Annotated in this window: 7 protein-coding genes and 1 pseudogene; 2 read left to right on the forward strand and 6 right to left on the reverse strand. The window is 67.4% G+C overall.

Going from position 1 to position 18,390, the window contains the following annotated elements:
• Window positions 1-630: 630 nt before the first annotated feature.
• Window positions 631-831: pseudogene (locus tag ACFXG1_RS10175) on the forward strand (transposase); the annotation flags it as partial.
• Window positions 832-1,669: 838 nt separating this feature from the next.
• On the opposite strand, the gene ACFXG1_RS10180 reads toward ACFXG1_RS10175, so the two are convergent.
• The 6 genes from ACFXG1_RS10180 to ACFXG1_RS10205 form a co-directional block, all read right to left on the reverse strand.
• Entirely contained in the window at window positions 1,670-1,978 is a 309-nt protein-coding gene (locus ACFXG1_RS10180; protein WP_384714730.1) for a hypothetical protein, read from the reverse strand.
• A 5-nt stretch (window positions 1,979-1,983) separates the two neighbouring features.
• Window positions 1,984-8,031 (reverse strand): polymorphic toxin-type HINT domain-containing protein, encoded by a 6,048-nt coding sequence (locus ACFXG1_RS10185; RefSeq protein WP_384714733.1) that lies wholly within the window; start codon window positions 8,029-8,031, stop codon window positions 1,984-1,986.
• Between the two features lie 1,069 nt (window positions 8,032-9,100).
• The gene (locus ACFXG1_RS10190; protein ID WP_384718448.1) at window positions 9,101-12,670 is read right to left on the reverse strand and encodes a LamG domain-containing protein; all 3,570 of its coding nucleotides are present in this window, start codon (window positions 12,668-12,670) and stop codon (window positions 9,101-9,103) included.
• 110 nt (window positions 12,671-12,780) lie between these two features.
• Window positions 12,781-14,310 carry a VCBS repeat-containing protein gene (locus ACFXG1_RS10195; RefSeq protein WP_384718450.1) on the reverse strand — a complete coding sequence of 510 codons (1,530 nt, stop codon included), beginning with the start codon at window positions 14,308-14,310 and terminating at the stop codon, window positions 12,781-12,783.
• Between the two features lie 466 nt (window positions 14,311-14,776).
• Window positions 14,777-16,306: a helix-turn-helix domain-containing protein gene (locus ACFXG1_RS10200; protein ID WP_384741990.1), complete on the reverse strand. Its 1,530-nt coding sequence runs from the start codon at window positions 16,304-16,306 to the stop codon at window positions 14,777-14,779.
• Window positions 16,307-16,651: 345 nt separating this feature from the next.
• Complete coding sequence (locus ACFXG1_RS10205) at window positions 16,652-17,011, reverse strand: MerR family transcriptional regulator (protein ID WP_384721090.1); 360 nt, start codon at window positions 17,009-17,011, stop codon at window positions 16,652-16,654.
• Between the two features lie 116 nt (window positions 17,012-17,127).
• On the opposite strand from ACFXG1_RS10205, the gene ACFXG1_RS10210 reads away from it, so the two are divergent.
• Window positions 17,128-18,237: an alkene reductase gene (locus tag ACFXG1_RS10210; protein WP_384721087.1), complete on the forward strand. Its 1,110-nt coding sequence runs from the start codon at window positions 17,128-17,130 to the stop codon at window positions 18,235-18,237.
• Window positions 18,238-18,390: the final 153 nt, after the last annotated feature.

Genomic DNA, 18,390 nt, shown 5'->3' on the forward strand with positions numbered 1-18,390 from the left:
GCCCCCCCCCACAAACCCCCACACCCCCCCCCCCCCCCCCCGCGCGCCCCCCCCCCCGGGGGTCGGGGGGGGCGCCCCCCCCCGGGGGCCCCCCCCCCCCCGACGCAGGAGGGCCTGTGGAGCGTGCTCCGTAGCCCATGGGGCGCAAAGGCCCAGATAAGTCCCGGAGATGTCGCCACCCCCCTGCCCGACCCGCTGCTCAGCGGGTCGAGCAGGGGGGTGGTGGCATTCGCCGATCAGCTGTCGCGGAACAGACCAGGAGGCCCCGTGACCTGCGGCGCTTGTTGTAACTGAGCTGCTGACCTGCGTAAATGACCTTTCGGCCGTTTCACGGTCATGCCCGTTGATGCAGTTGAAAGTCCCAGAAAAGTCCCAGAGAACCCCACCGCTCGCAGTCGTTCTTTCGGCTCTGTGCAGAGCGCGGGAGTGCGGCGTGGCCTGGTCGGTGTCCGTATGTGGTCGGGAGAGCGACGGGGGAACGGAACACCCCCACGCGGTGGGGACGGACTCCTCCCGAATGCGGCCGTGCGACCCGTGGGTCCTTTGAGCTGATCTTGTGTCGCCTGATGGTGTGGCGGCAGAGCGGAATCTTCCGGTCCGCGGTTGGTGATCTGGTGATGTGGCCGGGCGAGTGAACGCAAGCCGTACCCGAGAGACTTATCGGACGAGCAGTGGTCGTTGATCGAGCCGGTGATCACCGCGTGGAAAGACCGGCACCGCTCGGTCAGCGGCCACCAAGGCGCCTACGGCATGCGGGAGATCGTGAACGCGATCCTCTACCAGGGGCGGACCGGCTGCCAATGGGCCTACCTCCCACACGACCCGCCCAGAGGAACGAGCCACCCATGCCTAGATCAAGGAGGCCGCCGACTGGCGGGCGGGCCGCTACGCTCCGCTCGGAGTCATTTCGGACCATGGCGAAGCCCCTGGCCTGCTCAAGGCGCGGATCACCGCGCTGACCGAGCGCGGCCAACACCACGGCGCCTTGCGCACGGGTCTCCCGCCCGAGCCCCTGTCCTTCGCGTGGAGTAGCCTCACCCCGGCCTCCAACACCCTGGATCCGGCTGCCGCGCACAAGAGGGTGATGGACAGCATCCTCATGCTGCTCCGAACGCCGTCCGCCCCGTGATTTGCCGCGGCTGCCCCTGCCCCACAGGCCGCTGCTCCGCGCCGGGAGCAGCGCATCACCAGCCATGAACCGGCACTCCGGACAGACGCCACCGCACCCTAGGTCGGACCGTCTGCGCGGTTCCGGAGAGGATTCGGCGGTGTCTCCACGACCTACGCCACTCGACGGCGACCCTGCTCCTGGAACAGGGCATTGGCCTTCGCCATCATCAAGGAGTTCCTCGGCCACGCCCACATCGGCGTCACCGCTGGCGTTCACGCCCACGTCCGACTGTGCGTCCAACGTCAAACCCCCGGCACTCTGGGCGGCGCCCTCTGCCCGACCAGCAACCGCCCTGACTGCCAGCCTGCCGCAGCATCTGTCCGCTGACGTTGCCGTCACCGTTGCCGTCGAACGATCGCGGAGGCCCCGCAGAAATTCTCCAGCGGGGCCTCCGTGATCGCCATCTATTCCCTCTCGAAAAGTGATCGACCCACCCGGAATGCAATACATGCATTTCTGCGGCGAAGTATGTCGACCACCTTTCATGCGAGAGTTTGCCTAAAGTGGGAAATCGTTCTTCCAGGGGGCGTCGAGAGTTTCTGGATCGACGCCGAGTTCCCGCACCACTGTGTCGATTTCCTCGACAGTCTCTACGGTAGCCACGTGGACGCGCTCAATGTCGTCTTCTCCAAAGCAAGCGTCTTCGTCTACGAAGGGCTTCGGGATTTCGACCGTTGAGACCCTAAACTTTCCATCCCTCAGGGGGAAAGCCCACACCCAGGCGTAGCAGTCCGGGGTGCTGGGCTGGCGGCGTGCCGACACTGGAGTCCTTGTCATCACGAGGCGGTTTGCAACCTCGGTACGCATTCAACCTACCCTTTCCAGAAGATGCGAATAATGGATCCACCATATTTCGAATCCTCGAATGTGTGAATCTGGAGATGGGGAAGGTCGCCGTCCCTGTTGCCGGCACCATGTCCTAGCACTCGACCGTCTGCGCCGAGCTGATCATCCCAGTGATACGTTCCACTCTTGGATCCGAAGTACTGCCGCGTCCCCTTGCCGTCAAACCCGGCCGCATTGCGGTATCCGCTCCCCTGGAATTTTCCTAGGAGAATTTCCTCCGCTTCGGAGCGCGAGCCAACCGTGATGCTAGTGCGACCCTGATCAATTGCTCGAACACTGGCCGATACTCGACCGCTCGACCATGGGAATTCGCAAGGATCTGAATTATGAACGAGGACCGGCGTCTCGCCTGCGAGTACATAGTACGCGTGGACGTCGTTGACCGTCAGGTCGTGTGTCTGCTGCTGCTTCTCATAGTAGTGCGAGGACTCCAGGCGGACGCTCTCCCCCTGCGCCGTGTGCAGTGTCGTGCCGGGTGTCAGTTGGCCTGCCTCGAGCCACTTACGTTGGGCGGGGACCCAGAAGGGGTGGTTGACCGTAGAGATCAGCTTCTGCTTGCCCTTGGGTGTGCTGAGTTGCAGGGTGACGAAGTCCTTGTCGTGCTTCGTCGTGATGGTGCGGACGACCTCGCGGGCGACGTTTTTGCCGGTTTTGGGGTCCGTTGTGAGGATCTTGTCGCCGAGTTGGATGTCCTTGATCTTTTTTCGGCTGCCGTCGGCCATGAGGATCATGGTGTCCGGCAGGAAGCTGTGCTTCTTGTTGAGGCAGTTGCCGGGCGCTTCGCGTTCTTCGTCGAGTTTCTTCTTTGCTTCCTTGGCTCTTTTGTCGGCCTTTCTGGCCTTGCCGATGTTGTCGTGAAGGTCGGGAAGAAGGTCGAGGACCTTCAGAACCCTGTCGCCCTTGAGTATGAACTTCCCGGCTGAACCTACGAAGAGGGCTGCGATCTCGGCAGCTGCCTGGAGGCAGGTGCCGACCGCCGGGTTGGCGAGACAGTCCTTTACCGCATCAATCCCGGCGATTTCGGTGATCTGATCGACCATTTTGTCGATCGTCTTCTTGACATCCCTCTTGGCCTCGGCCTGGTTGTTCTTGGCGCGCCAGTTGTTGACTTCCGCCTCGCTCTCCTGCGGGGCGCTCTTCTTATCAGGGTTCTTTCTGTGGGTGGTCTTCCCGCCGTAGTGGGAGCAGAGCGCGATGCCCTCCCGGCACACTTCCGTCAGCAGTCCGGTGGGGTCGGAGTGGGTGACCGGTGAGTTGTTGGCGTATGCGTAGCCGTTCATCTGCTGCGCGTCGGCGTAGTCGATGATCGGGTCGACGGAGATGAACTTGCCGAGGGCAGAGTCGTACTGACGGGCGCCCAGGTTCGTGAGACCGGTGGACTTGTCGATGGTGCCGCCGACATAGCCCTTGGAGCCGGGCCAGGCGTTGCCCGGGGCGGTGTCGCGGGGGTTGCCGTAGGGGTCGGAGCGGCGGTAGGTGGTTGCTCCGGTCGTGGAGTCGACGGCGAGGTCGCCGGTGCCGTGGTGGTCGGAGGCGATGAAGGTGACCTTGCCGTCGTCGCCGCGTACGGCGACGGTCTGGCCGAGGTGCTGGTAGTAGCGGGTCGCCTTGGCGGTGCTGGTGCCGGTGGGGAGGTGGATTTCCGTGCTGGGGAGGTAGACGGTGGTGCCGGTGGGGTCCTTGCGCTGGATCCGGTTGCCGCCCGCGTCGTAGAGGAAGGTTGTCTCGGACGCCTCGTTCTTGTCGGGGGTGGTGACGTCGTCGGGGCGGGAGATCCTGTCCACCTTGCCTGTGGAGCCCCAGGTGAGGGTGTCGGTGTCGCCTCCGATGGTGCGGGTGGTCATGTTGCCCGCGGCGTCGTAGGTGTAGCGGGACATCGCCGGACCGGTGGGGGTCTGCTCGGTCACCTTGGTGACGGCGTGCGGGCCGGCGCCGTTCTCGCCGTAGGCGAACGTGCGGGTGATGTCCTTCGACCGGTCGCCGGTGACATCGCGAATGGTGTCCTGGGTGCGGTTCCCGATGGCGTCGGTCCGGTAGGACTTCCAGTACGCGGCGGGGCCGCCCAGGGTCGCGGTGCCCGGGTCGGTGGCGCAGGCCGGAGGGCGCGAGCCCTGGAGAGGATTGGTGGTGCCGACCGTGCCCGACCCCTGGGCGCCGGTGACGTCCGTCGCGGGGGTCCAGGCCTCGGACAGCAGCTTGTTCTGGTCGTAGGCGAAGCACTGGAGATCCGGTGTACCGCTGCCCGACCCGGTGTCCGCCATGGACAGGACATTGCCGGCCTGGTCGTAGGAGTAGGCGGTCTTCTTGGCCGCGCCGCCGGTGCTCCCGTAGACATCCACCAGAGCGCGGGTCAGACGTTGGGTGCCCGTCTCGTACTCGAAGGTGTTCCACACCTTCTTGGTTCCCGCGCTCTGCTCGTACTGGAGAGGCTTGCTGGTGGGCGACCAGATGGTGTTGGTGGCGTAGTTGGCCGCGCCCGTGAGGCTGACCGGGCGCTGGAGCGTGTCGTACCCATAGGTCAGGCCCTCGGCGGGCAGCGCACCCGCGGCCGGGAGCCCCGCGGAGCTCTGCGTGCCGTCGGTGTTGTAGGTGCTGGTGAAGGTGTAGGTGCCCGCGAGTCCCGTGCCCTGGGAAGCCGGGACGCTGTACGCGGTGCGCAGCGGTCGGTAGAAATTGTCGGTGCTCTGCACGACGGAGCCGAAGAACTCGGTGGTGCCGGGGACGTAGCTCAGTGAGGCGAACGCATGGCCGAGCATGCCTGCGCTGTCGTACCTGGTCTCCGTGAGTCTCTTGTTCGCGGATACGGGGCCGTCGTAGGTGAGCAGTGGGCGGCCGATCACGTCATAGGTGGTGCTGACGGTCTTGTCACGTTCCACATGCCTGGTGGCTGTGACACGGTCCGCGTCGTCGTACGTCGACTCCGTCGTTCCGGAGTCCGGGTCGACGGACCGGGTCTTGCGGCCCCGCTGGTCGTAGGTGAATGACCAGGTGTTGTTCGCGGAGTCGGTGACCGTCGCCAGTTGGCCGGCGGGGGTGTAGGCGTAGCGCGTCGAGGTGTAGGTTGCCGGACCGGGGGCGCCGGGCGTACCGCTCTGGTAGCGCCGTAGCTCGGTGACGCGCCCGGCGGTGTCCGTCAACGAGGTCGTGGCCACGCCCCCCTGGGGCGGGACGATATGGATCCGGTCGCCTTCGTGCTTGGTGGTGCTGCGCCACTGTTCCACTCCGCCGGAGGCGAAGGCGGTGGCCGTGGGGCGGCCCGTGTCGTCGAACTCGTGGCGGTACATCGTGGGTATGTCACCCTGACGTGGTGTCGCGAGGGCGTCGGCCGGTGCGCCTGTTGCCTGGTAGGTGTCGTAGGAGGTGGTGACGTGGCCGTGGCCGTCGTAGAGGGTGTCGGCGACCAGGCGCGTGGTGCCGGGGCCCTCGGACTGCCGCTGGCGGGGCCGGAGCAGGCTGTCGTAGAGGGTGTAGTCCTCGGCGTAGGTCCCGTCGCGCTCGATGATCTCCCGTTTGATCGCTACGGGGTGGTCGCGGCGGACCAGGTAGGTGAACTTGGTGCTGGGTGTCTCGACGGCCTTGCGGCGGTCCTCCAACCAGATGTCGGTGACCCTGCCGAGGGCGTCGTGGGTAACGTCCTGGCGCTTGCCGTTGGGGTCGGTGTGACCACGGGTCTGGCCCCACGCGGGGTCGAAGTCCGTGGTGGTGACATGGTTCTTGGCGTTGGTGACCTTGGTCTGGGTGGTGAGCCCGTTCACCATGGTGAAGACCGTGGTCGAGGCGCCCGTGGCGGGGCTCGTGGCGTACTCGGCGCGGCCGTAGGCGTCGTAGCGGTTCTCGGCGGTGGTCTGATAGGTCGCTGTGGTGCCGTTGTGCGACGCCAGACGCTCCGTTTTGGTCACCAGAGCGCGGGTGGGCACGGCACCGTGGGCCGTCTGGCCGTCGTAGAAGTTGCGGGTATCGGAGATGACCTGCTTCGAGCGGTCCACGGCGGCGTCACAGGCCGCCGCGACCTTCTCGATCCGTTTGACGCTGTCGAGCAGGTTGGGTTCACCCGTGTTGTCGGCGTACCAGGTTCTGACGCAGGTGTCGTCCTTGGCCGCTGCCGTCTTCTCCTGGGGAGTCGCGGTGGCGGGCACCACATGGCCGAGGTCCTCTGCCTCGATGATGCGACCGGTGGGAACCGCGGTGTCGTAGGTGACCGTGGACTTCGTCTCGCGCCATCCGCCGGAGGCGAGGGCGGTGAAGCCGCGGGTGAGCCGGGGCTGGACGAGGGTGGCCCGGGTGGTGGCCCAGGGCTTGGTCTGGGTCGCGGTGTGGTGCTTCCAGGGGTGTTTGATGACCTTGCTGGTGATCTTGCCGTCGTCGTAGACGGCCGATTCCAGCTCGAAGCCGAGGTAGTCTTCGTCGTCGGTGTGGGCGGTACCGCCGGAGTCGGTGACCTGGGCGACCCGAGTGCCTCCGCCGGGGAGCTTGTCACCGTGCAGACCCTGGAAGTAGGTGTAGTCGATTCGGCTGCGCCTGCCGCTCTCCGGGCCGGAGGTGACGCTGACCTTTCCGTATCCCTGCCAGTCGCCCCAGGTCAGCATCTTCTCGGGGGTGATGCCGTCCGGCTTGGAGTGCCGCCATCCGGCCGGGCCGAGGTAGTCGTAGCGAGTGACCATCTTCTCGCCCCCGCCGGTGCGGTCGGTCTGGACCACCTCACCGACGACGTACTTGTGGAACCAGTCCTCGATGGGCTCCACATTGCCCGGGGCCGCCCACATGACGGGGTAGCAGCGCTTGGTGGACTTGCCCGGCTGGGGGAGCGTGGGAACGGTGCACTCGGCGGGCTTGTAGTTGATGTCCAGCTGTCCGCCGGTGTCGTTGAGGACCGTGGTGAGACGGAAACGACGGAACGGGGAGATGTTGTCGCCGTCGACATCGACCCGGTTGTCGAGCTGGGTACCGAACAGCTCGAGCAGGGGCATCTTCACGACGGTGCCGGCCCGGCCCTCGTGTTCGATACTCGACAGCCACAGGGCCTGGGACGCGTCACCGTTGTCGAGGAAGGTATGGCGGAACTTCCAGGCGTCCACGTCCTGGTAGCCCGTGGTGCCCTTGCGCATCTGGGTCACCACGGATGTGAGGAGCTTGGTCGTGAAGAACGTCAGCGACCGCTGGTCGGCGGAGCATTTGACGTCGGGCTTGCACTCCCGGTCCACCGGAACATCCGGCCAGTGGGCGGCGTTGGCCTTGGTGCGGTTGGACTCGCCGCAGTTGAAGGGGGCGCCGGACAGACAGCGCTCGGCGATCCCGAACACGACTCTGGCGGGCGCCTCGGTCGTGTAAACCTGACCGTCACGCTGTCCGTAGTCGATACGCTTGAGATAGCCCCCGCGGTGGTAGGGCGTTCCGTTGACGTCCGTCTTGCCGTTCAGGGCGTAGTGATTGGTCTCCTTGCCGTAGTAGTAGGAGATCACATTGCCGTGAATGTCCTTGACGTAGTCGAGGTTCCAGCGCCACACCTGCTGACAGTTCGCCTTGCTGAAGTCGGCGTTGTAGCAGGGTTCACCGGCGTCGTCGCCGAAGACGGGTGCGGTCCAGGCGGAATGGGTCTCCTCCTTGCCCGCGGTCCAGCCCGGCAGTTGACTCCGGCCGAAGAAGTGCTGCTTACCGTCGGGCGTGGTCACCTTCCAGTGCCCTCCGGAGACCCCGCCGACCTTCTCGATCGTCGAGCCGTCGGGGTCGGCGAGCCGCCATTTGTCAGTGGTGTCGTCCAGGATGACCTGGGTCGCGCTCCCGTTGAGCATCATCGTGGCGTTGTCGAAGGCCCAGCACTGTTCGGCCGAGGTGTCGTGGCCGTCCTCCGCGCAGGGCTTGTAACTACGCTCGATATAGCCGGGTTCGTAGCTGAAGCCTTCACCGACCCAGGAGCCCTGGTTATTGGTGGCCGAGGTGCGGCCGTCGGTCGACTGCGAAGAGTACGACAGGCCGACCGTCGGCGCGAGGCCGCCCGGGACCGGGACCGTACGCATCGGATAGGACCAGGAGAATCCACCGGTCGACTCGGCGACACTCCAGGTCGCGGAGGGCGACAGACCGGTCGCTCCGTAGTCGCCCTGAGAGGAGGAGGGGCTCGAGACGACGGCGAACAGGGATGCGGTCCGGTCCGTACCGCCAAAGGCTCCGCCCGGAGCCGAGGGGCTCGCTGGTACCTCCGCGCTGACGGTTCGCTCAGTCGAGTCGTTGACAGTGGCGAGAGCCTCGGGAAGCGCGGGGCAGGCTGCGCTTCCTGGGTTCGCGATGGCGCTGCACGAAGGAAGTCGCACGAGGCGCAGACGGGATCCGTAGGAGCCGCCGAACCCTTCGGCGAAGGCAGAGTAGTCGACCGTCAGCCGGACCTTGGCCGCCGTCCGTGAGCCGTCCGTACGCTGTACGCGCAGAACGGCACCCGCTCCGAGAGCGGCGGCACGCGCCGTGGGCAGGACCTCGACCCTGACCTTGGACGGAACGCTCTCCGTGGGGGTCGATCGAGCCGAGGAGTTCTCAGGGTTCCGGGGCTTCGGGGCGTCGACCGCAATGGGCAGTCCGCCGACAGTGACCGGTGCGAGCTTCGCTCCTTGGGTGGAAACCTGCAGCTCGCCGGTGCCGCCCTTGGGCCATACGGCCGAATCGAGTCGGCGTAAGGCGGCTTTGGAGGTCCGGTCCACGGGCCGCGGCAGGCTCTTGGCGTCCTTCACTCGCACCGGGTCGGCCACGTTCTGGACCCCTGGTCTGTCCGTCCTTCCGAGGGTTTCGGCCGCGAAGGACACGCCTTGGACCGTAGTGCCCGCCAGGACCAGCGAGAGACCCGTGACGATCAGGGTCCTGACGTGTCTGGGTATGCGCCGGCTGAGTAGTCGGCCTTGCTGATGTCTCATGGAACTCCGTCGATGGTGTGGGAACGGGATTCGGGAACATGGATCCATGTCGGACCGCGGGCAGCCCGAACCGGCCCGTCGGTCCGGGCTTGCCGCCGGGAGAAAGTGCGTCGTCCGGGGGGGCTTCGCGGCCGGTGTGCCCGGACCTGATGGTCCGGGCACACCGGTGGAACGGGGAGGCGGGTCACATGTGAGGGAGGGCCGTCAGACCGGACATCTGACGGATAGCGACGGGGTCGGCCGCGCCGTTGTAGGCGCGGATCTCGTCCAGGGCCCCGGCGAAGTACTCGCTGCCGCCTCCCAGAGCCGAACGGCCGACCTGAAGACCGCCCTTGGCAGGCCACAGGGTGTTGTCGACTCCGTGCGCGCTGCTCGCGAGCTGGCCGTTGACGTAGAGCCTGACCTCATTGGCGACGGCGTCGTAGACGGCCGCGAGATGCTGACCGGACCCCCCAGTGTCGGGGAGTTCCACGTCGTCGGCGAACGTCTTCACGGTGGCCGTCGCCGCGTCGGAGTCCGCGACCGCCAACTCCCACTTGGAGGGCTCGGTACCGGAGGGCGGACGGTAGCGCACCACGAGGCGGTTCGCCGACGTCCCCGGAAGAGACAGCACCGTTTGCGCCTTGGGCGAGTCGATTGCGGCGATCCGCGCCCGGGCCGTCAAGGTGAAACTTGCCGCGCCGGTGACCGGGGCAACCGTGGTCGCGGCGTAGTCGTCAAGGCCGTCGAGTGTGAGGTGCCCGTCACCCACCAGGGCCGCCGGGTCCCAGAGGGGATCGGCCGGACGGTAGATCTGTGCACCTCCGGCGAGGTTCAACGGCTGACCACCACCGGTCTCGGGGGATGCCGACCCCGATACGTCGAGCTGCCAGTACCCCTTCCGCTCGGGCTTGAGAGTCATCAGCTCCGCCACCTCACCCGGCGGAAGAATCCGGTCGAAGGCCCGCACCTCGGCGATGTCCCCGGTGAAGTGGTCACCGTAACCGCTCTTCGCCGTGGCACGGCCGATCTGAAGCGATCCGTAGGACCGCCAAACGGAGTCCCTCTTGGCACTGCCCTTCAGGTCCTTGTTGACATAGAGCCGCACGTCGGACGTCTGGGCGTCGTAGACGCCGGTGAGCAGAACCCACTGGTCCTTGACCGGTGCGACTCCGGTAGCGACGGCCTGCCAGTCTCCCAGGGCGTCCACGTCGGCGACCGGGAGCGAGAACGCCCATGTTGCCGCGACGGCGTCGTAGCCCAGGGTGAAACCCGGTTCCCCGGTCCCGTCCTGGCTGACGACGACGGCATCGCGGGTCAGATCGGTGGGGCGTACCCAGGCACTGACACTGAAGCTCTTGTCGCTGCCGAGGACGGTCTCACCGGAGTCGAGGTACCCACCAGAGGTTCCGTCGAAGCGTGCCGCCGCGTCGGCTCTCCCACCGGGGCCCTCCACCCCGAAGGTGATGCCGGAGCCCGCGTCGGCGGAGAACTTGCCCGTTTCGTCATGAGCTGAGGCACTGCCCGCCTCGTCGGCCAGATTCCACTGGCTGACGACCGGCCTTCCCTCACTCACCAGGAAGGAGTGCAGTGCTCGGGCGCCGGTGTTCCCGGCCCGGTCGACCGCCAGCACCTCCACCCAGTGGCGTCCGGACCTGGTGGGCGTCCAGGAGACCGATACGGCACCGCCGGCACCGGTCGGTGTCAGCGCGGGCGAGGCTGTGGAGACCTTGTTGCCGAAAGCGTAGTGGTACTTGACCACGTCGTTGTCGGGATGGGAGTCATTGGGGTTGGGCGCGAAGGTGAAGGTACCGGTGGTACCCACCCCGTCGTGGTAGACGGTGTCCGACGGATACTGCTTGGACAGGACGTTCGGTGCTCCGGGGAGCGTCGAGTCGTAGATGAACTCGCACCGCTGAGCACTTCCCTCATAGCTCCACGGGCCCCAGCCGTCCCCGTCGAAGGCACGGGCGCTCCAGTAGACGACGGTGTTCTGGGGAATGCTCTTTCTTACGGTGTGGGTGAATCTGGTGCCTGGGATGGGTGCCAGGTAGCCGGTGTCGTAGGTGTAGGACCGTGGCTGCCCGCCTTGGGTCCAGTCGACCTTGAACTGCACTTTGACCTTGTCGGTCTGCGCCTTGCCGTGGTCGGGGTCGACGGCCTGGACTTGGAGCACCGGGGGCTTCTCGGTGTAGAGACGGTCGGCCGCGCCCCAAACGCACGCTCCGCGGTCGGTGGACATGTCGTCGGTCTTGATCTGCCGGGGCAGAGTGTTGTACCGGACCGAGAGATAGGCATTTCCGCAAATCCGCTTCCACTCGGCGAATCGGCTCTCGTCAGCCGCGCGCAGCCCCAGGGTCATGGACGACCAGCCTTCGTCGGCCGCCTTGCGGACCTGTCCGGTGAGCCCACCGGTGGGGCCGCTCTCGAAGTGCAGATTGGCCTGGCTGGAGCAGGACGTCGGCGAGATGGCCTTGTCGACGGTCTCCACGTGGTCCACCCAATCGTCCCTGGTGTTGGACCAGTTGCTGGACGAGGTGACCGAGTAGTTTCTGCCGCCGACCCGGTACAGCCGGATGGGTTCGGCCCGCGGTGTGGCGCTGTAGATGTGCGCCACCCGTGCGGAGAACGTGGCTCCCAGGATCTGCTTGCCCTGATAGGAGGAGACCGGCATGGTGAACAGGAGCCGGCGGACGTCGACGCCGTTGCAGGACACGGGGTTGTAGTCGGTGGGACATTGGCCGACGCCCGCGCTGTCCGTGTACTTCCAGTCCTGTTCGGTCGGCATCCCGGACATCACACCGGTCCACGCCGTGCGGTGACTGGTCTTGGTGATGGGGTCGATGACCACCGGGAACACCGTGCCCGCCCCGCGGAGAAGCGTTTGATCCGGCACGAGGGTCATGGTGCCGTTCCCCAGCTCCAAGCCGACCTCGGTGCTCCGGCCGCCACCACCGGGGCTCTCCAGAACGTGGGCCGTACGAGCGGCTGAACCCGCTCTACCGGAGACACGGGCCGCAGGCGCTGGTTCACGGACGGATGCGGAGTCCCACATGACCGGCTTGCCAGCCTCGAAGACCGTACCGCCCGCAGCCGAGTCCTCCGCCTTCAAGGCGCCCGAGGCGCTCTTGGCGAACCGTAACCCGCGCGTGTCCAAACCGAAGTTGATCCGGGCCAGCCGGGGGTCGGCAGCTGCCTCGGGCGTCTTGACCACCAGCAGATGCCCGAAACCGTCGGCCTCGGCCTGCACCCGGAGGTCCACCCCCGGCAGGGCGTCGGGGTAGGTGGCGGTGTCACCCTGGACGACCGGGGTCGGCAGTCTGCCGTACGGCCACGTCACCGACATGACCCGGCCGGTGCGCTCCATGGAGACAAAGGGCTTGTCGGCGTCACCGGACGACAGCTCCAGGTCGACCGTCGCGGCTTTGGGCCGCCAGATCCCGTCCGCAGCTCGTTGCAGGGTTGTGTCGACGTCCACCCAACGGCCGTCACGGACGGCGTTGACCGGCTCCGTATAGTGGCGGGTCGTGAAGGCACCGTCGGGCTCGGCGAAGGTCTCCGTACGCTCTCCACGCAGACGGAGAACCTCGACCTGCTGACCGGTCCTGCGGGCAGTGGCTTGTGCCTGTTCCTCCTGCAGAGCCGTCAGTGCGGACCGTGTCGTCGTAGCCGCAGGTCTCGCCCGGTCCGCCCGGTTCGGTTCCTTCGGCAGGACGGCAAGACCACCGGCCACGGCAGAGGCTGTGACGACGGCCACCAGCACGCCACGTGACACGCTGCCCAGCTTGATCCGTCTTCTCACCGTGTCTCCACCTCTGCCATGTGTCACCCGGCGTCTTCGGGTCCGCCCGTCTTCGGCGGAGTGATCGATCCTTCGATTCCTCATCAGCGGACCACCGCGCCCATGGCCGTGCCGTCTGCGGGAATGCCACCCTCGCCGGGACGGAGTGTCCGAGTCGGAGCGCCGCCCGAAGCGACGTTCCAATCAAAGGTGTGCACGGCCCGTCCCTCGACGGGGCCGTAGGGCATACCGACGAGCAGTCCTTCGGGCGTCGCCCCGACACTCATCCCCGCGAGTTGACGGGGTGCGGGCTGCGCGGGGATACCGTCGCCCGGCTCGATCCACTGATCGGAGACCCCGATCGGTCCGATCAGCGGGAAGATCTGGATCCCGCCCTTGTCGCGATGCTCCTCGGTGGATTCCTCACCGGGGACCCCGACAGCCAGACGGGCGGTCGTGGTGGTGGCGACACCGGATGAGGTGTTGACCGCGGCGAGCCGCTGCCCGAAGAAGTCACCCGCCTCGGCTTCGCCGCCGACGTCGGGCATGTTCTGATCGATCCATGCGTCCTCGACGAAGCCGCCGGCGGTGGTCACACGGAATGTCTGCGCGGCACCCGCGTCCACGGTGGTGGACAGGTCCTCGCCCGGTACTCCGACCACGATCAGAGATTCGTTGGCGGGACTGGCCACACTGGCCCGGTACGGAATCATCGCGAGCGCCGTCCCGAAACCGTCACCACGCTCCTCGGCACCGGTGACACTGGCGGCGTCCTGGCCGAGGCCGAGCAGGGGCTTGGGATACCCCGCGACCAGCGTGTGACTGAACACGGCGATGACGCCCGCGAAAGTCACCGGACCCAGCGACTCGCCGGGGGCACTCACCGCGAAATGGTGGGCAGTGGAACTCAGGGAGGCGGCGTACCGGTCTCCGCGCTCGGCCACACCGGGCACCTCACCACCATTGCCGGTGTCCTGACTGATGACGACAGTGGTCTGCGCGGTGCCATGGATATAGAAGAAGTGCCCGGCGTCCTCCGCGGTGCCGATGGACTCGCCAGGGGCGCCGAGGACCAGGAACGGGACACCGCCCGCGGTCTTGCCCGCGGTCAGGGCGTAGCCGGTCCAGTCGCCCCGTTCAGGCGCTCCGCCGAGAGATCTGCCGGCTCCTTGGAGGTGTTCCTTGACAGGCGCACCGCCGTTGATGCCTGCCGTTGAACCGTAGACGATATGGACCAGGCCGGTGTCGACGATAGTGTCGAGGTCCTCATAGGGGGTGCCGATGACGAGGTCGGAGCAGCCGTCGAGGTTGGCGTCGTAGACGGCCAGAGCGTGACCGTACTGGTCACGGGACTCGGGAGCCCCGGGGATCCCGGCTGAGCCCTGGGAGAGTTGAACCGCACCCTTGCCGCCGCCGTAGACGACGGTAACCCTCCCGGCTCCGGCCAGGCCCGATACGGTGGCCTCGGGATCTGAGACCGCCGTATCGCGGATACCGTCACCATTGAAGTCCGACTCCGCACCCGCGCACGTCCCCGCAGTGGTCAGCGCCGCCGCCGGGGAGACGGGCGACGAGCCGAGGACCAGCACCAGCGCGCTCGCCGTGGCTGCGCTCGCCCAGCGTCGAAGAGACAACGGCTGACATTGCCTGAAACTCGCTACTAATGATCTGACTATCACGCTTCGTTCTCAATTCCTCTCGTGGCGTTCTGCCTTGATGAGCGTGCATCAGCGCAAGCCCGATGCGAGGGGGAACCCGCAGGCGGACACACCTGCGGGGCGGCCAGTGTGTTCCTTTGGCCCCGACCTTCTGTGTATGTCATAAATGGCACTGCGCGAGGCTTACGCACGGCAGGAGAGTCGTCAAGAGCAGGGTGTGCCGCGAGTGGCCGAAATGAACTGCCGTGACGGTGGGGGAGAGGGCCGTAGGTGAAGGCTCAGGAGGCGTGCCACCGTGAGCACTCCGGTGACCAGGAGGGACTCCAGGAGCAACTTGCATGAGCACAAGCCCTCAAGGAAAAAAGACGCCGCCGCACCCCTCTCGACCCGTGGTGCATCGGGTCGGCGCGGGGTGCGGCGGCGTCTGGAGGGTGTTCGGCTTTTAGATGTCGCGGAAGATCTCGATCTGCGCGCCCACCGAGTTCAGGCGCTCGGCCAACTCCTCGTAGCCGCGGTTGATGACATAGACGTTGCGCAGGACGGAGGTGCCCTCGGCGGCCATCATCGCCAGGAGGACCACGACCGCGGGGCGCAGGGCGGGCGGGCACATCATTTCGGCGGCGCGCCAGCGGGTGGGGCCCTCGACCAGGACGCGGTGGGGGTCGAGGAGCTGGAGGCGGCCGCCGAGGCGGTTGAGGTCGGTGAGGTAGATGGCCCGGTTGTCGTAGACCCAGTCGTGGATCAGGGTCTGGCCCTGGGCCGAGGCCGCGATCGCGGCGAAGAACGGGACGTTGTCGATGTTCAGTCCCGGGAACGGCATGGGGTGGATCTTGTCGATCGGCGCCTCCAGTTTGGAGGGGCGTACCGTCAGGTCCACCAGCCGGGTGCGGCCGTTGTCCGCCGTGTACTCGGTGGAGCGGTCGTGGTCGAGACCCATCTCCTCCAGGACCGCCAGCTCGATCTCCAGGAACTCGATCGGCACCCGGCGGATCGTCAGCTCGGACTCCGTCACCACCGCGGCGGCCAGCAGGCTCATCGCCTCGACCGGGTCCTCGGAGGGGGAGTAGTCGACGTCCACGTCGATGGTGGGGACGCCGTGGACGGTCAGGGTCGTGGTGCCGATGCCCTCGACCTCGACGCCGAGCGCCTCCAGGAAGAAGCAGAGGTCCTGGACCATGTAGTTGGAGGAGGCGTTGCGGATGACCGTGACACCGTCGTGCCGGGCCGCGGCCAGCAGCGCGTTCTCGGTCACGGTGTCGCCGCGTTCGGTCAGGACGATGGGGCGTTCCGCGGTGGCCGGGCGCTCGACCCTGGCGTGGTAGAGGCCCTCCGTCGCGGTGACGTCGAGGCCGAAGCGGCGGAGCGCGATCATATGCGGCTCGATGGTCCGGGTGCCCAGGTCGCAGCCGCCCGCGTACGGCAGACGGAAGTTGTCCACGCGGTGCAGCAGGGGGCCGAGGAACATGATGATCGAGCGGGTACGGCGGGCCGCGTCCGCGTCGATGGCGTCCAGGTCCAGCTTGGCCGGGGGCACGATCTCCAGGTCCATGCCCTCGTTGATCCAGCGGGTCCGGACGCCGATCGAGTTGAGGACTTCGAGGAGCCGGTAGACCTCCTCGATCCGGGCGACCCGGCGCAGTACGGTCCGGCCCTTGTTGAGCAGGGAGCCGCAGAGCAGGGCGACACAGGCGTTCTTGCTCGTCTTGACGTCGATCGCCCCGGAGAGACGCCGTCCGCCGACCACGCGCAGATGCATGGGGCCCGCGTATCCGAGGGAGACGATCTCACTGTCGAGCGCTTCCCCGATGCGCGCGATCATCTCAAGGCTGATGTTCTGGTTACCGCGCTCGATGCGATTGACCGCGCTCTGGCTGGTGCCGAGCGCCTCGGCGAGCTGACTCTGTGTCCAGCCACGATGCTGCCGGGCGTCACGGATGAGCCTGCCGATGCGTACGAGGTAGTCGTCTGCCATGCGGTAGAGGTTATCTCAGATATGAGATGAGGCGCGCGTTGGGGGTGTCAACCGGGTGAGCCGTACGCGCCGCGACCGCCGTGCTTCTGACGCTCCGTCGGCGAGGCCGCGACGGCAAGCGGAGGGGAGCCGTTCGGGCGATACACGCTCACCTGCCCCCGTATCACCAGGCTATTCCCGGCCGTTGCCGTGGGGCGAATCCCGCCATGCGGGGGGCGCGTCGGGCGGGGGCGGCCGTCCGAAGTGGTGCGGTCCGTTCGGGGGAATGACGCAGGGGAGTGTCCGCGTATGGGAGGGCGTGTCGGGAATATCCCTGATGGTGCGAGCGGCGTTCCGTGTCGGACGTCACGTACCGGACGCGGCGTCGATGACGTCGTCCAGTACGTCCCGGGAGCGCTTCAGCTCGGCGATCATCCCGTTGATCCGGTCCCGCTCCGCGGTCAGCCAGACCGCCAACTGGGGTGTCGCCGTCTCCGCGGGACCCCCGTCCGTGTCCCGCATGCACGGCAGGACCCGGCCGACCATCTCGCTGTTCAGCCCGGCCGCGAACAGCTCCTGGATATGGACCACCCGGTCCACCGCACGCTCGGCGTACTCCCGGTGCCCGCCGGGGGTACGGTCGGAGACCAGCAGCCCCCGCTTCTCGTAATAGCGCAGGGACCGCTCACTCACCCCGGTGCGCCGGGCCAGTTCACCGATCCGCATGCCACGCCCCCGTATCCGCAGTCCGTCCGTGTCATCGGCTGTCATCGGCCGTCGTCGTCGCCGTCGGCCGTCGCCGACTTGAACCTGACACGGATGTCAGATTCTACGGTACGGGCATGACGAACTCCCCTCTCCTCACGCCCTTCGCCCTCGGCTCCCTCCACCTCCCGAACCGGATCGTGATGGCCCCCATGACCCGCTACCGGGCCGCCGACGACGGGACCCCGCTGCCCGTTGTCGCCGACTACTACGCCCAGCGCGCCGGCGCCGGACTGCTGATCACCGAGGGGATCTGGCCCAGCAGCGCCGGTCAGGCGGGGTGGCGGATGCCCGGTCTGGAGACCGCGGCGCACATCCGCGGCTGGCGCGCCGTCACCGACGCCGTCCACACGGTCGGGGGCCGGATCTACGCCCAGCTGATGCACGGCGGGCGGCACGGGCACCCGCTGTCCCGGATCGACGGCGACGTGCCCGCGGGGCCGTCCGCCGTACCGCTGCCCGACCCGGTCCACATCCGGGACGGCGGCAAGGCCGCGCCGCCGCTGCCGCGGGCCATGACCACCGAGGAGGTACGGCAGGCGGTACGCGATCATGTCGCCGCCGCCCGCAACGCGATCGAGGCCGGCTTCGACGGCGTCGAACTGCACGGCGCCAACAGCTACCTCATCCACCAGTTCCTGGGCGACAACACCAATCTGCGCGACGACGCCTACGGCCGGGGGAGCGTCGCCGACCGGATCCGCTTCCCGCTGGAGGTCGTCACCGCGGTCGCGGACGCCGTCGGGGCCGGGCGTACGGCGCTGCGGCTGTCGCCGGGGAATCCGCAGGAGGGCATGGTCGAGCGGGACCCGGGCCCCGTCTACCGCCCCCTCGTCACCGAGGTGAACCGGCTCGGCCTCGCCTATCTCCATCTCGTCGACGACGACCGCTACCCGGCCCTCGACGAGCTGCTGCCGCTCTGGGACGGCCCGGTGATCGCCAACATCGGCGAGAACCGCGAGCCGACCACCCGGCGGGGCGGTGAGGCCGTCCTGGAGCGCGGCATCGCCGACCTCGTCTCGTACGGCCGCTCCTTCATCGCCAACCCGGACCTGCCGGAACGATTCGCCGCCGGTGCGCCGCTGAATGAGATCGACCACACCCACCTCTACACCCATGGCGCCCGGGGCTATACCGACTACCCCCGGCACGGTGCCGTCCCCGCCCGGACGCCGGTCGGGGTGTGAGGTTTCGGCGCAGGTGGGCAGGGGTGCCGCCCGGCGTGCGGGCGGGGTGCGGCCGGGCCGGTGGCGCCCGCCCGGCGCCCTGGGCGAACGGGTACGCGCGGGCGCCTCCGTGAGGCGCCACGGAGGTGCCCGCGCATGACCGCGACGCGGCGA

It is taken from the genome of Streptomyces sp. NPDC059248 (genome assembly GCF_042753905.1).
In the GTDB taxonomy this organism is placed as follows: Bacteria; Actinomycetota; Actinomycetes; order Streptomycetales; family Streptomycetaceae; genus Streptomyces.

What these genes read in the sequence shown, in the direction of transcription:
- ACFXG1_RS10180 (WP_384714730.1), bottom strand. Translation starts at nt 1,978, where the DNA reads ATGCGTACCGAGGTTGCAAACCGCCTCGTGATGACAAGGACTCCAGTG.
- ACFXG1_RS10185 (WP_384714733.1), bottom strand. Translation starts at nt 8,031, where the DNA reads ATGCGTACGGTCCCGGTCCCGGGCGGCCTCGCGCCGACGGTCGGCCTG.
- ACFXG1_RS10200 (WP_384741990.1), bottom strand. Translation starts at nt 16,306, where the DNA reads ATGGCAGACGACTACCTCGTACGCATCGGCAGGCTCATCCGTGACGCC.
- ACFXG1_RS10205 (WP_384721090.1), bottom strand. Translation starts at nt 17,011, where the DNA reads ATGCGGATCGGTGAACTGGCCCGGCGCACCGGGGTGAGTGAGCGGTCC.
- ACFXG1_RS10210 (WP_384721087.1), top strand. Translation starts at nt 17,128, where the DNA reads ATGACGAACTCCCCTCTCCTCACGCCCTTCGCCCTCGGCTCCCTCCAC.